This is a genomic window from Nonomuraea sp. NPDC049141 (genome assembly GCF_040648415.1).
Classification (GTDB): Bacteria; Actinomycetota; Actinomycetes; order Streptosporangiales; family Streptosporangiaceae; genus Nonomuraea.
On the sequence record NZ_JBEZDR010000005.1, the window covers coordinates 32,542 to 47,076 of the forward strand.

At 69.8% G+C, this 14,535-nt stretch carries 10 protein-coding genes; 5 read left to right on the plus strand and 5 right to left on the minus strand.

Features of this window, described 5'->3' with window-relative positions; genetic code table 11:
* The first annotated feature begins 3 nt into the window (after positions 1-3).
* Positions 4-2,208, plus strand: a complete 2,205-nt coding sequence (purL, locus tag AB0B91_RS16130; protein WP_358320795.1) for a phosphoribosylformylglycinamidine synthase subunit PurL — start codon at positions 4-6, stop codon at positions 2,206-2,208.
* Positions 2,209-2,261: 53 nt separating this feature from the next.
* On the opposite strand, the gene AB0B91_RS16135 is transcribed toward purL, so the two are convergent.
* A complete protein-coding gene (locus AB0B91_RS16135) occupies positions 2,262-3,170 on the minus strand; it encodes a hypothetical protein (protein ID WP_358319321.1) in 909 nt (302 codons plus the stop codon).
* A gap of 224 nt (positions 3,171-3,394) precedes the next feature.
* Here AB0B91_RS16135 and AB0B91_RS16140 point away from each other — a divergent pair, with 224 nt between their 5' ends.
* From AB0B91_RS16140 to AB0B91_RS16150, 3 genes are read left to right on the plus strand one after another with little or no spacing between them, the layout of a single operon-like run.
* On the plus strand, positions 3,395-5,419 hold the full coding sequence (locus tag AB0B91_RS16140; protein WP_358319324.1) for an adenylate/guanylate cyclase domain-containing protein: 2,025 nt from the start codon (positions 3,395-3,397) through the stop codon (positions 5,417-5,419).
* 32 nt (positions 5,420-5,451) lie between these two features.
* Positions 5,452-6,114, plus strand: coding sequence for a Crp/Fnr family transcriptional regulator (locus tag AB0B91_RS16145; RefSeq protein ID WP_358319327.1), 663 nt, complete (start codon positions 5,452-5,454; stop codon positions 6,112-6,114).
* Between the two features lie 46 nt (positions 6,115-6,160).
* On the plus strand, positions 6,161-7,624 hold the full coding sequence (locus AB0B91_RS16150; protein WP_358319330.1) for an MFS transporter: 1,464 nt from the start codon (positions 6,161-6,163) through the stop codon (positions 7,622-7,624).
* Here the strand turns inward: AB0B91_RS16150 and AB0B91_RS16155 are convergent.
* Both AB0B91_RS16155 and AB0B91_RS16160 read right to left on the minus strand, forming a co-directional pair.
* Complete coding sequence (locus tag AB0B91_RS16155; protein WP_358319333.1) at positions 7,585-8,331, minus strand: methylenetetrahydrofolate reductase; 747 nt, start codon at positions 8,329-8,331, stop codon at positions 7,585-7,587. The genes AB0B91_RS16150 and AB0B91_RS16155 overlap by 40 nt on opposite strands.
* A 10-nt stretch (positions 8,332-8,341) precedes the next feature.
* Positions 8,342-8,995 (minus strand): TetR family transcriptional regulator, encoded by a 654-nt coding sequence (locus tag AB0B91_RS16160; protein WP_358320798.1) that lies wholly within the window; start codon positions 8,993-8,995, stop codon positions 8,342-8,344.
* A gap of 69 nt (positions 8,996-9,064) precedes the next feature.
* Between AB0B91_RS16160 and AB0B91_RS16165 the strand changes: the two genes are divergently transcribed.
* Positions 9,065-10,489 (plus strand): MFS transporter, encoded by a 1,425-nt coding sequence (locus AB0B91_RS16165; protein WP_358319336.1) that lies wholly within the window; start codon positions 9,065-9,067, stop codon positions 10,487-10,489.
* Here AB0B91_RS16165 and AB0B91_RS16170 read toward each other — a convergent pair.
* Positions 10,486-12,384: an ABC transporter ATP-binding protein gene (locus AB0B91_RS16170; RefSeq protein ID WP_358319339.1), complete on the minus strand. Its 1,899-nt coding sequence runs from the start codon at positions 12,382-12,384 to the stop codon at positions 10,486-10,488. The genes AB0B91_RS16165 and AB0B91_RS16170 overlap by 4 nt on opposite strands.
* A 34-nt stretch (positions 12,385-12,418) precedes the next feature.
* Positions 12,419-14,416, minus strand: a complete 1,998-nt coding sequence (locus AB0B91_RS16175) for a PhoX family phosphatase (RefSeq protein ID WP_358320801.1) — start codon at positions 14,414-14,416, stop codon at positions 12,419-12,421.
* Between the last annotated feature and the right edge of the window lie 119 nt (positions 14,417-14,535).

The following is a 14,535-nucleotide window of genomic DNA, read 5'->3' on the forward strand; positions in this document are numbered from 1 at the left end:
CCGATGCCGTTCGCCGAGCTGGGGATGAAGCAGGAGGAGTACGACCGGGTCAAGGAGATCCTCGGCCGCCGTCCCACGGGCTCCGAGCTGGCCATCTACAGCGTCATGTGGTCCGAGCACTGCTCGTACAAGTCGTCCAAGGTGCATCTGCGGCAGTTCGCCACCAAGGCCCCCAAGTCCGACGCACTGCTCGTCGGTATGGGCGAGAACGCCGGCGTCGTCGACATCGGCGACGGCTGGGCCGCCACCTTCAAGATCGAGTCGCACAACCACCCGTCCTACGTGGAGCCGCACCAGGGCGCCGCGACCGGCGTGGGCGGGATCGTCCGCGACATCATGTCGATGGGCGCCCGCCCGATCGCGGTCATGGACGCGCTGCGCTTCGGCGGGGCCGACCAGAACGACACCCGGCGCGTGCTGCCCGGCGTGGTCGAGGGCATCAGCAGCTACGGCAACTGCCTGGGCCTGCCCAACATCGGCGGCGAGGTCGTCTTCGACCCCTGCTACATCGGCAACCCGCTGGTCAACGCGCTCTGCGTGGGCCTGCTGCGCAAGGACCAGATCAAGCTGGCCACCGCGCCGGGGCCGGGCAACAAGGTGGTGCTGTTCGGCGCCTCGACCGGGCCCGACGGCATCGGCGGCGCGTCGGTGCTCGCCTCGGCGACCTTCGAGGACGAGTCGCACGCCAAGCGGCCCGCCGTGCAGGTGGGCGACCCGTTCATGGAGAAACTGCTCATCGAGTGCTGCCTGGAGCTGTACGCGGCCGACGTGGTCGTGGGCATCCAGGACCTCGGCGCGGCCGGCGTCTCGTGCGCGACCACCGAGCTGGCCGCCAAGGGCACCGGCGGCATGCACGTCGACCTCAACCTGGTCCCGCTCCGCGATCCCTCGCTCAAGCCCGAGGAGATCCTGATGAGCGAGTCGCAGGAGCGGATGATGGCCGTGGTCCGGCCGTCGGACATCTCGGCGTTCATGGCGATCTGCCAGAAGTGGGATGTCCCGGCCACCGTGATCGGCGAGGTCACCGACACCGGCCGGCTGGTGATGACCTGGGACGGCGAGACGATCGTCGACATCCCGCCCGGCACCGCCGCCGACGACGGCCCGGTCTACGAGCGGCCGTTCCACGAGCCCGCCGGGCAGCAGGCGCTCAACGCCGACACCCCCGACCGCCTCGACCGGCCCGCCGACCTGCGCGCCACCCTCCTGGAGCTGCTCGGCTCACCGAACCTGGCGTCGAAGGAGTGGGTGACCTCCCAGTACGACCGCTACGTCCGGTCCAACACCGTGCTCGCCCAGCCCGCCGACGCCGGCATGCTGCGCATCTCCGAGATCATGGCCGGGGCCGAGCCGACGACCAGGGGCATCGCCCTGGCCACCGACGGCAACGGCCGCTACGCGCGGCTCGACCCCTACGCGGGCGCCCAGCTCGCACTGGCCGAGGCCTACCGCAACGTCGCCGTCACCGGGGCCCGCCCGCTGGCCGTCACCAACTGCCTCAACTTCGGCTCGCCCGAGGACCCCGAGGTCATGTGGCAGTTCGCCGAGGCCGTACGCGGGCTCGCCGACGCCTGCCGGACCCTCGGCGTGCCGGTCACCGGCGGCAACGTCTCCTTCTACAACCAGACCGGCTCGACCCCGATCCACCCGACCCCGGTCGTGGGCGTGCTCGGCGTGATCGACGACGTGGCCAAGCGGGTCGCCACCGGGTTCGTCGCCGAGGGCCTGCGCATCGCGCTGCTCGGTGAGACGAAGGAGGAGTTCGGCGGCTCGGAGTGGGCGCACGTCGCCCACGGTCACCTCGGCGGCCTGCCGCCCGAGGCCGACCTGGCGGCCGAGCAGGCCATGGCCACCGTGCTGGTGGAGGCCGCCGCGCTGGGGCTCGTCGAGGGCTCCCACGATCTGTCCGACGGTGGCCTGGCCATCGCGCTCGCCGAGTCCTGCCTGGCGCGGGGCATCGGAGCGACGGTGGCGCTGAGCGGCGACGCGTTCACCGGCCTGTTCAGCGAGTCGTCGGCGCGTGCGCTGGTGGTGATCCGGCCGGAGGCGTTCGACCGGTTCGCCGCGCTCTGCGCCGACCACGAGGTGCCCTGCTACGGCCTCGGCACCACCGGCGGCACGTCGCTGGTGGTGGAGGGGGTGCTGGAGGTGCCGGTCGCGGAGCTGCGCGAGACGCACTCCGGCACGCTGCCCGCGTTGTTCGGCTGAGGTTCCCGCGAGGGCCGGTACGGGGTGCTGCCGTACCGGCCCTCGTCGTTCAGTCAGGACTTCTTGAGGCAGACCACGTAGACGGTGCCACTTATGCCGTGGTTGCCGCTGTTCTGGGTGGCCATGTTGTTGTTGTCGTCCTTGACTGCGGTGACCGACCAACCCGAGCCGCCGCTGGGGGCGCTGCTGGTGACGTTGCCGCTGCCGCTGATGGTGAAGCCGCCGCCGGTCGCCACGTCGCCGCTGGAACAGGAGACGGAGCCGCTGCCCGAGCTGAAGGAGCTCGAACGGGTGTAGGTCGTGTAGGTGATGCCCTTACCGTCGGCACCGTCCTTGCCGTCCTTGCCGTCCTTACCGGGCAGGCCGTCCTTGCCGTTCTTGCCATCGGCGCCGTCCTTGCCCGGCAGCCCGTTCTTGCCGTCGACGCCGTCCTTACCGTCCTTACCAGGCAGGCCGTCCTTGCCGTCCTTGCCGTCGGCGCCGACCTTGCCCGGAAGGCCGTCCTTGCCGTCCTTGCCATCGATGCCGTCGGTGCCGTTCTTGCCGGGCAGACCGTCCTTGCCGTCCTTGCCAGGGAGGCCATCCTTGCCGTCGATGCCGTTCTTACCCGGAAGGCCGTCCTTGCCCGGCAGACCGTTCTTGCCGTTCTTGCCGGGGAAGCCCTGCCTGCCCTGGAGGCCGGTGTCACCCTTCGGGCCCTGCGGGCCGGTGTCGCCCTTGGTGCCCTCCGTGATCGTGGTCGTCGACTGACCGCCGCCGCCGATCACCATCCGGATCTCCGTCTTCTTGCACGGAGTGGTGGGGTTGACGATACGGACGTACCGCGACTTCTTGTGCACGCAGGCGTACACCTCTTCCGCCGACGACGCGGTGGCGACTCCGCCGACGGCGAGGAGCGAGACGGCCAGCGCTCCGACAGTGGCGAGGGTGAGCGTGCGCCCACCGCGAATCTTGATGGCCACGGGTTTTCCTCCGAGGAACGTGTGTTGCTCAGGGTGAGCATGAGATTCACGTTTCAAACGTTCCAAAGGATGACAAGAACTACATAACGTGTTCATCACGCGACAATGCGTATGACGCTACTTGACGAGTCATGAAAGTCGGCTGTGGGTAAAAGGACGCATTGGCGGGCCTTGTCGGCCGTGGATAATCGGGACTGTTCGGGGGCGCACGTATTCCACGGAGGATGACCTTGCCGACCGCCAGTCCTTACCTCCCTCCTGCCACGCAGCCGGTGCGCGGGGTGGTCTGGGCCATCCATCTGGTCCTGCCACTGCTCGGCCTCTGGCTGCTCCTGGCCCAGGACCACCTCAACATCATGTGGGAGCACCACTCCAGCCACTTCTGGATGATCATCGCGGTGGCCGGCATCAACGTGGTGCTGGGCACGATGATCAGCGAGGCGTCGCGCAGACGGCAGGACGCCCGGCTCTTCCTGGTCTCCATGGTGTTCCTGGCCAGCGCCGGGTTCTTCTTCCTGCACGGCATGGCCACGCCGCAGGTCATCCTGCCGACCGGATCAATGGGGTTCGACCTCGGGCAGCAGGTCGGGCTCACGATCGCCTCGGCGTTCGCGTTCGTCTCGGCCTTTCCGCTGGGCGAGCGGGCGGCGCAGACCGTACTGAAGTCCCAGCACGTCATCCGAGGCGTGCTCTTCGGGTTCATGATCCTCTGGGGAGTGGCCTCGCTGATCCCCGGGCTGACGCCGCTCAGCGAGCCGCCTCTCAAGGAGCCGGTCGACTGGCTCGTCTGGCTGTCGCTGCCGGGCCTGGGCCTGTACGGGGCAGCGAGCGTGATGATGTACCAGCTGCACAGGCAGCGGCCGTCGGCCATGCTGGTCAGCCTGATCACCGCCTACGCGCTGCTCGCCGAGGCCATGATCGCCGGGATGTCGCAGCTCAACTGGCACCTGTCCTGGTGGGAGTGGCACATCCTGCTGACGCTGGCCTTCGTCTTCGTAGCCTACAGCGCGTACCTGCAGTTCATGCGTGAGGGGTCGAGCGCCGGCCTGTTCGACTCGGTGGCGCTGTCGGCGACCGTGGCCCGCATCCAGCGGCAGTACGACGAGGTCCTGGAGGAGCTGGTCGAGCACGTACGGCGCGGCGAGCCGCTGGCGGCGACCCGGCTGTCGGGCAAGTTCCGGCTCACCGAGGGGCAGGCCGCGATTCTCGACCGGGCCGGCGAGGCGCTGGCCAGCGAGCGCGAGCTCTCCCAGCGCTTAGGCGCCCTGGTGGCGGTGAGCGCCCAGACCCGCGTGCACCAGTCCGAGACCGACCTCCTGGCCACCGCGCTGGAACGCGTCCGCCAGGCGTACGGCGACGTACGGATCGGCCTGATCGCCGACGGCAGGACGCAGATCGGCTCGCGCGAGTACGAGTTCTCCGGAGACGCCCCGATCAGACGCGACAACCTGTTCGCCTTCCCGCTGACCGTCAAGGGCCACCTGGCGGGCGTGCTGGAGGTGCCGGTCGGCCGCACGTCGCAGGACGAGGCGCTGGCCGCCACCCTGGCCGGGCAGCTGTCGATCTCTCTCGAGAACGCCCGTCTCTACCAGGAGCTCAATACGCTGTTCCGGCAGTACATGTCGCCCGACGTGGCCGCCGCCCTGCTCGCCGACCCCGCCCAGGCGGCGCTCGGCGGCCAGATGAAGGAACTCACCGCGCTCTTCGCCGACCTCAAGGGCTTCACCACGTTCTCGGAGCGGGTCACGCCCGGCGAGATCGTCGAGATGCTCAACCGCTATCACACGGCCGCGGTGCCCTGCATCCTGACCAACGGCGGCACGATCGTGCAGTTCGTCGGCGACGCGCTGCTCGCCCTGTTCAACGCCCCGGCCACGCAGACCGGCCACGCCAGGGCGGCCTGCCGGGCGGCCCTGGCCATGCAGGAGGCCGCCGCCGAGGTGGCCGAGGAGATCGCCTGGAAGCGGGAGGACGCGGAGGCGTGGCCGACGTTCCGCGTCGGCGTCAACACCGGTCCCGCCCTGGTCGGCAACATCGGCAGCCCGGAGCTGCGCGGCTTCAACGCGATGGGCGACTGCGTGAACGTGGCCGCCAGGCTGCAGGGCCTGGCCGAACCGGGCACGGTGGTGATCGGCGAGACGACCCGCAAGCAACTGGGCGTCGGCGTCACGGTGAACCCGCTGGGAAAGCTGAGCCTCAAGGGCAAGGAAGAACTCGTGGACGCCTACGTTCTGACGTCATTGACCTAGATGGGCGGTGTTCGTACCGACATAATCGGCGCATGAACCCAGATCCCGGCGAGTTCCTCTCCATGCTCACAGCCGACGATGTCGAGGAGATGCGCACCGCGGGACGTCCGCGCAGGTGGGATCGCGGGACGACCGTGATGAGCGAGGGCGACACCTCCGACTGGGTGCTCGTACTGACCGAGGGCCGGGTGAAGGTGTCGTCGCACACGAGCAGCGGCACCGAGGTCGTGCTGGCCGTACGTGGGCCGGGCGCGCTGCTCGGTGAGATGTCTGCCATCGACGGCTCCCCGCGTTCGGCCACGGTCACCGCGCTGGAGCCGATCGCGGGCATGGTGATCCGCGACTTCCCCGCGTTCCTGCAGGATCACGGACGTATCGCCGTACTGCTCATGCAGCTCGTCACGGGGCGGCTGCGCGACGCCGACAGGAAGCGGATCGAGTACGGCGCGTTCGACACCACGGGCCGGGTGGCGACCAGGCTGATCGAGCTGGCCGAGCGCTACGGCGAGAAGACCAACAGCGGCGTACGCGTGGCGCTGCCGCTCTCGCAGGACGAGCTGGCCGGGTGGACCGGGGCCTCGCGCGAGGCGGTCAGCAAGGCGCTGCGGACGCTGCGCGACCGCGGGCTGATCGAGACCGGGCGGCGGCGCGTGGTGATCCACGATCTCGAAGGGCTGCGCAAGCGGGCCAGGTGACCACCTGCGACAAATCGGACGTACGTCGTACGTCATAGTGGAGGGCATGGTCGCGGTCTCCCCCGATTACGACAGCCGTCTCCGCTATGCCTGGCGCGTGTGTTCCGTGACGAGCCTGGGGCTCGTCCTCATCGGCATCGCCGGCAGCACGCTGAACGTCGCGCTCCCCTCGGTGGTGCGGCACTTCCACGCCGGCGCGTTCGAGTCGGGCTGGATCCTGCTGTCGTTCCTGCTGGTCAACACCGCGAGCCTGGTGTTCTTCGGGCGGGTGGCCGACCTGCTCGGCAGGCGGGAGATCTACCTGACGGGGTTCGCCCTGTTCACCGTGGCTTCGTTGCTGGCCGGGCTGTCGCCGGGCGTGTGGTTCCTGGTAGCCATGCGCGTGCTGCAGGCGATCGGGGCCGCGATGATCCTGGCCAACGGCACGGTCATCATCACCGACGCGTTCCCGCCCGACCGGCTTAGCCAGGGCATGGGCGTCTACATCGGCACCCTGTCCGTGGCACAGCTCGCCGGGCCGACGCTGGGCGGCCTCATCGCGGAGACGGCCGGCTGGCAGTGGATCTTCTGGGTGAACGTGCCGGCCGGCCTGATCGCTCTGAGCTGGGGCGCGGTCGTCCTGCGCAAGATGCCCCGGGGCCCACGTGAACCGGTGGACGCGCTGGGCAACGCGCTGCTGTTCGCCGCGCTCTCGGCCGCGCTGATCGCCCTGTCCGAGGCGGGTTCCGCCGGGCTGTCGAGTCCTGCCGTGCTGATCGGGGCGGCGGTGTTCGCGGTGCTGGTGCCGCTGATCGTGCTGGTGGAGCGCCGGGCCGCGCATCCGGTGCTCGACCTGCGGCTGTTCGGCGGGCGACTGCTGGCCTTCGCGAACCTGGCCTCCTTCTGCAACGCGCTGGCCCGCGCGGCGCTGATCCTGGTCGTGGCGCTGTACTTCCAGGCGGCCAGGGGCGTGGACGCCTTCACGGCCGGGCTGAGCGTGCTGCCGGTGCCGGTCGGCATGGCCCTGGCCTCGCCGCTCGCGGGCTCGCTGAAGATCTCCCCGTACTTCCTGTCGATCGGCGGCACGCTGATGAGCGCCCTGGGCCTCGGCATCCTGATGCTGACGGCCGATCCCGCCACGCCGTACTGGATCATCGGGGTCGGTCTGTTCGTGGCCGGGTGCGGGAGCGGCACATTCCTGACCGGCAACACCACGCAGGTCATGCGGGCCCTGCCGCGCGGCAGTCTGGGGGTGGTGAACGGGTTCCGGGTGATGATCATGAACGTGGGGATCGTGATCAGCGTGGGCGCGTCCCTGAGCGTCCTGGCCGGCTCGGTCGGCCCCGTCGAACGGGCCCAGGTGTACGCGGGGACGCTGGCCAAGCTGTCGCCGGTGGCGGTGGGGCAGGTGATGCACGGGTTCGAGCGGACGTACGCGCTACTGTTCGCCGTCGCCCTGACCGGCACGTTGTTCGCCTCCCTGGCCCGGTCTCAGAGCGCGGTGGCCAGCCTCGATTCGACGTCGCGGTAGCGGCTGACCGGGATCAGGTGGACGCCGTCGAAGGCGCCCGAGTCGCGGATGGCCAGGACCTGCTCGCAGGCCGCCTCCACGCCCGCCATCCGGTCGGCGGCCACCGCGCGGATCAGCCGGTCGGGGATGGCGATGTCGGGGATGGCCGCGGCCAGGGCGCCGGCGTGGCGCTCGCTGGCCAGGACCATCACGCCCGCGTAGACCGGCACGTCGACCTGGTTGGCCTCGCGCCAGCGCAGCAGGGCCTCCAATGAGAAACCGACCTGGAGGAACAGGAAGTCGGCCGCGCGCTTCCAGGCGGGCAGCGGACGCAGCCCGGCCGCCGCGCCGACGCGGAACCCGGCGTCGAAGTCCCTGGCCTCGTCGATCATCGAACGCACGGTCAGGTCACTGGTCCGGCCGCCGCTCGCCGGCTTGTCACCGTAGACGAACAGGAACTGGTCCACCCCATAGGCCGCAGCCGTCAGCAGGTCGCGCCGGAACCCGAGCAGGTTGCGGTCACGGGAGTTGAGGCAGGCGATGCTCCGCCCGCCCATCGCCTCGACCTCGTGCGCGACGGCCACGCTGGACACGGTCGCCCGGCCGATGTGGTTGTCGGGGATGAGGAACGAGTGCGCGATCTTGCTCATCGTGCCGATCTGGTGCCGGACGTGCTTCAGATCAGGCTTCGTGGGGGGTTCGATCTCGCAGACCAGCTCGAATGCCATGGTCAGCACCTTAACGCTTGGCCGCCAGCGCCTCCACGCCGCCGATCACCAGGTCCACGCCGAACGAGTCGTAGAAGTCGGCGGTCATCCCCTCGACCATGGGGCCCGCCATCTCCACCAGGTTCGGGTACTTTTCCGCCGGCAGTGACTGCAGGCCCACGCGCTTCACCCGGACGATCTCGGCGATCTCCTCGGAGGTGTGGCCGGACCGGAAGTGGACCGGGGCGTCGGCGATGGAGATGGCGCTCTGCAGCAGATACTTGGAGATCAGGCAGCACTCCTCCACGGTGAACCCCGCCGTCCGAGCCAGGCCGAGTGCCTGGTCCCAGACCGCGAGGAAGCTGGGCACCGCGCCCTGGTCCACCTGCTCCAGCACGTTCTTCGCGCAAGGGTGGGTGCGCAGGACCCGGACCAGGCCCTCCACCAGCTCTCTCAGCCGGTCGCGCCACGGGCGGTCCTCGCCGTCCTTGACCACGAAGTCCAGGATCAGGTGGTCCGCCATGCCGATGAGCAGCTGGTCCTTGTTCTTGAAGTGCCAGTAGAGGGCCATCGGCGTCACGCCCAGGTCGGCCGCCAGGCGCCTGATCGTCACGGCGTCGAGTCCTTCGGCGTCGCCGATCTCCAGGGCCCGCTCGACGATGGCCCTCGCGGTCAGTTTTCCCATCACGGTTGACAACTATACGCCGTACAAGTTCACTATACGACGTACAAGTACGGCGTATAGGAGACGAACATGGACCGGCGCTGGTGGGCGCTCACCGCGGTGACGCTCGGGACATTCATGACCTACCTCGACAACAACCTCGCCAACGTCGCGCTGCCGACGATCCAGCGAGAGCTCGGGCTGACGATCTCCGGCCTGGAGTGGATCGTGAGCGGCTACATCCTGGTGTTCGCCGGGCTCATGCTGGTCGGCGGCCGGTTGGCAGACGTGTTCGGCGCCAGGCGGGTCTTCACGACCGGCCTGGTGATCTTCACGCTGTCGTCCCTCGCCGCCGGGCTGGCCGGTGACGGCACCACGCTGATCGCCGCCCGCGCGGTGCAGGGGTTCGGCGCGGCGCTGCTCACGCCGACGGCGCTCGCGTTGCTGACGCAGATCTTCCCCGACCCGGGCGAGCGTGGCCGGGCCGTGGGCATCTGGAGCGCCTCCGGCGCGCTGTCGATGGCGCTCGGCCCGGTGACCGGCGGCTTCATCAGCGAGCACCTGCACTGGGGCTGGATCTACCTGATCAACGTGCCGATCGGGAGCTTCACGCTGGGTCTCGCGCTCTGGGCCGTCCGTCCCGCCTTCACCCGGGTACGGCGCAGCCTCGACCTGGCGGGCCTGGCCACCTCGGCGCTCGCGTTGTTCGCTCTGACGTACGCGCTGATCGAGGGTGACGGCGCCGGATGGACCTCACCGGAGATCCTGGCCGCCTTCGGCCTCTCGCTCGCGGCGGCGCTGGCGTTCCTGCTCGTCGAGGCGCGGGCCGCGGAGCCGATGATCGACCTGTCGCTGTTCCGGGCCAGGGCGTTCAGCGGCGGCCTGGTCACCATGGGCATCTGGTCGTTCGGTGTGTTCGGCATCTACTTCTTCAGCGCCCTCTGGCTGCAGAACGTGCTGGCCTTCTCCCCCACCGAGGCCGGCGCCGCGTTCGTGCCGATGGCCCTGCTCATGGCGGTCATGGCGATCCTTTCGCAGCGGATCAGCGCGCGGCTGGGCATCGGCCCGACCGTCGCGCTCGGCATGGCCCTGATGGGCGGCGGCATCCTCATGCTCTCCGGGATCGGCGCCGACGGCGAGTACGGCGACGTCCTGCCCTGGTTCCTCCTGTACGGCCTGGGCGGCGGCCTGCTGGTGCCCCTGACCTCGGCGATCCTCACCGGAATGCCCGCGGGCAGGTCGGGCGTGGCCTCCGGGGTCCTGAACGTGTCACGCGAGGTGTTCGGGCTGCTCGGCATCACCGTCCTGGGCGCCATCCTGAACTCCAGGCAGAGCGCCAGCGACCGGCCGCCGCTGATCGCCTTCCTCGACGCCTACCAGTTCACGCTGGTGCTGGCGGCCGTGCTCGTCCTGGCGGCGGTCCCGGTCAGCCTGTACGCCCTGCGCACCCGCCGTACGAGCGGCCGGACGGACCAGCCCCGGGCCGCCCGGCAGGAGCGCGTGACAACCGGTTAGCCTGCGGCGACAGGCTCACCGATGACCTCCTCGATCAGCGGGTCGGCGAACTGGGTCCGGTACAGCTCCTCATAACGGCCCCCGGCGGCGAGCAGTTCGGCGTGCGTGCCCCGCTCGGCCACCCGCCCGTCCTCGATCACCAGGATGACGTCGGCCGCGCGGATCGTGGAGAGGCGGTGCGCGATCACCACGGCGGTCCTGCCCTGCAGGGCCTCGCCCAGCGCCTCCTGCACGGCCGCCTCCGAGGTGGAGTCGAGCGCCGCGGTGGCCTCGTCCAGGATCACCACCCTGGGCCTGGCCAGCAGCAGCCGGGCGATCGTCAGCCGCTGGCGCTCGCCGCCCGACAGCCGGTAGCCGCGCTCGCCGACCACGGTGTCGAGGCCGTCGGGCAGGGACTCGATCAGCGTGGCCAGCCTGGCCCGGCCGAGCACCTCCCACAGCTCGTCCTCGTCGGCCTCGGGCCGAGCCAGCAGCAGGTTGGCCCTGATCGTCTCGTGGAACAGGTGCCCGTCCTGGGTCACCATGCCGAGCGTGTCGCGGATCGAGTCGGCGGTCAGGTCCTTCACGTCCACGCCGCCGATCCGTATCGACCCGGAGTCGGCGTCGTACAGCCTCGGCAGGAGCTGGGCGATCGTCGACTTGCCCGCGCCCGAGGAGCCCACGAGGGCGACCATCTGGCCCGGTTCGGCAGTGAAGGAGACGCCGTGCAGCACCTCGGCCCCGCCGCGCGTGTCGAGCACGGCGACCTCCTCCAGCGAGGCGAGCGAGACCTTGTCGGCCGAGGGGTAGGCGAAGCGCACGTCGTCGAACTCCACCGAGACCGGCCCGTCGGGGACACGGACCGCATCCGGCCGTTCCTTGATGAGCGGTTCGAGATCGAGCACCTCGAAGACCCGCTCGAAGCTGACCAGCGCGCTCATCACGTCCATCCGGGCGCTGGCCAGCGCGGTCAGCGGTGCGTAAAGGCGGGTGAGCAGCAGCGCCAGCGCCACGACCGAGCCGGCGTCGAGCTGGTCGCGCAGGGCGTAGAAGCCGCCCAGGCCGTACACGAGGGCCAGGGCCAGCGCGGAGACCAAGGTGAGCGCGGTGACGAAGACCGACTGGGTCATGGCCGTACGCACGCCGATGTCACGCACCCGCCTGGCCCGGCTCGCGAACTCCGCCGACTCACGGGCGGGCCGGCCGAACAGCTTCACCAGCGTCGCGCCTGGCGCGGAGAAGCGCTCGGTCATCTGCGTGCCCATGGCCGCGTTGTGGTCGGCCGCCTCACGCCTCAGCCGGGCGATCCTGGTACCCATCCGCCGGGCGGGCAGGACGAACACCGGCAGCAGCACCAGCGCGAGCAGCGTGATCTGCCAGGAGATCCCGATCATCACGATGAGGGTCAGCACGAGCGTCACGACGTTGCCCGCCACGCTGGACAGGGTGTCGGTGAAGGCGCGCTGGGCGCCGATCACGTCGTTGTTCAACCGGCTGACCAGGGCGCCCGTGCGGGTCCTGGTGAAGAAGGCGATCGGCATCCGCTGCACGTGGTCGAAGACGGCGGTGCGCAGGTCGAGGATCAGCCCTTCGCCGAGCCCCGCCGACAGCCATCTGGTCAGCAGCCCGAGCCCGGCCTCCGCCAGGGCGAGCACCGCGATCAATCCGGCCAGCCCGGCCACGAGGCCGAACGTCTCACCCTTGACGATCGCGTCGACGACCTGCCCCGCGAGAACGGGCGAGACCACCGCCAAGGCCGCCATCACCACGCTTAACACCAGGAAGAGCACCACTCTTCGCCGATGCGGGCGGGCGAACGCGGCGACGCGACGGAGCGTCGCCCTGGACAGCGGGCGACGCTCCGTCTGATTGTTCAGCGAGTACAGCTGGTGCCATGCGGTCATTTCCATGCTCATGCATGGCAGCTTAGGAGCTCAAGTTAACTTCAGGTCAAGCGCCGACCTTCTGTCCCTTGGCGTGCCAGACGACGGCGACCGACGGGCGCGGCTGGTCACCGTCGGGCCAGTGGCTGGCCGGCTTGTCCGGGGTGGCACCGTCGAGCTCGCCCGGGTGCTGCACCGCGACGAACACGCTGCGCTGGTCCGGGGTGACCATCGGCCCGCAGGTCTCCGCGCCGAGCGGGACCGTGAGGAACTGGCGCAGGTGCCCACGCTCCTTGCCGCGCACCGGCATGACGAACATACCGTCGTTGCTGCCGAGCTGGTTGCCGTCGGTGGCGATCCAGAGGTTGCCGTCACGGTCGAAGGCCACGTTGTCCGGGCAGGAGATCGGCGAGACCTTCGTCTTGTCGTAGCCGGCGAAGTAGGTCGCGGGGTCGTTCGGGTCGCCGCAGATCAGCGGGAGCGACCAGGCGAACGTCTTCTCCCCCGCGTCGTCGCGCCGCTCGACGATCTCCAGCACGTGGCCGTGCTTGTTGGACGGGCGCGGGTTGGCCTCGTCGACCTGGGCCGCGGTGCGGTTGGTGTTGTTGGTCAGTGCCACGTACACGCCGCCGGTGACCGGGTTGCGCTCCATGTCCTCGGGGCGGTCCATCTTGGTCGCCCCCACCTTGTCGGCGGCGACGCGGGTGTAGACGAGCACCTCGATGGCGGTCATGCCGTCCACGTACGACCTGTCGCCCGAGACCAGCGGGATCCACTGGCCGGAGCCGTCGAAGGCGCCGTCGGAGGGCAGCTTGCCCGACCCGTCGATCTCGGCGGCGGGGCTGTCACCGGTGAACTTGGCGACGTAGAGCGTGCCCTCGTCGAGCAGGTTCCGGTTGTGCCGGTCGTTGCCGGGGATGTAGCGGTTCTTCGAGACGAACTTGTAGATGTACTCGAAGCGGGAGTCGTCCCCCATGTACACGACCACGCGGCCGTCGCGGGCCAGCGTGGTGTTGGCGGCCTCGTGCTTCAGACGGCCCAGCGCGGTCCGCTTGACCGGCGTCGAGTCGGGGTCGAACGGGTCGATCTCCACGACCCAGCCGAACCTGTTGGCCTCGTTCGGGTGCTTGGCCAGGTCGAAGCGCTCCTCGACGCGGTCGAACCGGCGGCTGCTCGCCGGGGTGCCGGTGGTGATCGTGTAGCGGGAGATGTACGGCAGTTGCGCCGCCGGGACCTTGTCGCCGTTGACGAAGTACTGGTCGATGTTCTCCTCGGCGGTCAGCACCGTGCCCCACAGCGTCGATCCACCGGAGCAGTTGTTCAGCATGCCGACGGGGGTGCGGCCCTCCGGGTCGGCGGCGGTCTTGAGCGGGTCGCTGCCCGCGGCGGGACCGCTGAAGCGCATCGGCGTCTGGGCGGTGACGCGCCGGTTGTAGCGCCTGCGGCCGGTGGTGACCAGCTTCCACTGGCCGGTTCCGCGTACGCGCTCGATCTCGACGACCGAGCCGCCGTGCGCGGCCAGCGCGATCTTGATCTGCTCCTCGGTGGCGGCGGCGCCGGTGGTGTAGCCGCGGAACATCAGGTTCTCGTTGGTGTACTCGTGGTTCACCCACAGCAGCCCGCGGTTGGCGCCCATCGGGAAGAGCGTGACGAAGTCGCAGTTGTACCCGAACTGCTTCGACTGCGCCTCGGCGCTCTGGTGGTCGAAGTCGAACGCGGGCGCGTCGGCCGTCACGGGGTCGCCCCAGCGCGCGACGACGGCCGAGGTGTAACCGTCGGGGACGCGCAGCGCGTCCTCCTTGTTCGGCGGCACGGGGGTGAAGCGGATGTCCCCCGAGGAGTGCCCCAAGAGTTCGGCCTCCGGCTCCGTGGGCTCGGCCAGGGCGGGCACGGCTCCGGCGAGGCCGACCCCGGCGACCCCGGCGGCCAGGGCGCCCAGGGTGCCGGCGCGGAGCATGCCCCTGCGGGAGATCGCCTGCGCGACCACGTCACCGAAGTAGGGGTTGTCACTGGTGTTGGCCACGTCGTGCGCGCAAGCGTTGCCGCAGCGGAACCGGCAGGTCATCGCCGATCGGCCAGATGTATGTGTGGGCAGCAGCGGTAGCAGCCGGTTCGCCACAGGTCCTCCAAAAATGTACGGTCTTCCGGCGGGGACGCTACGACCGTCATCGAAACCGCAGATGA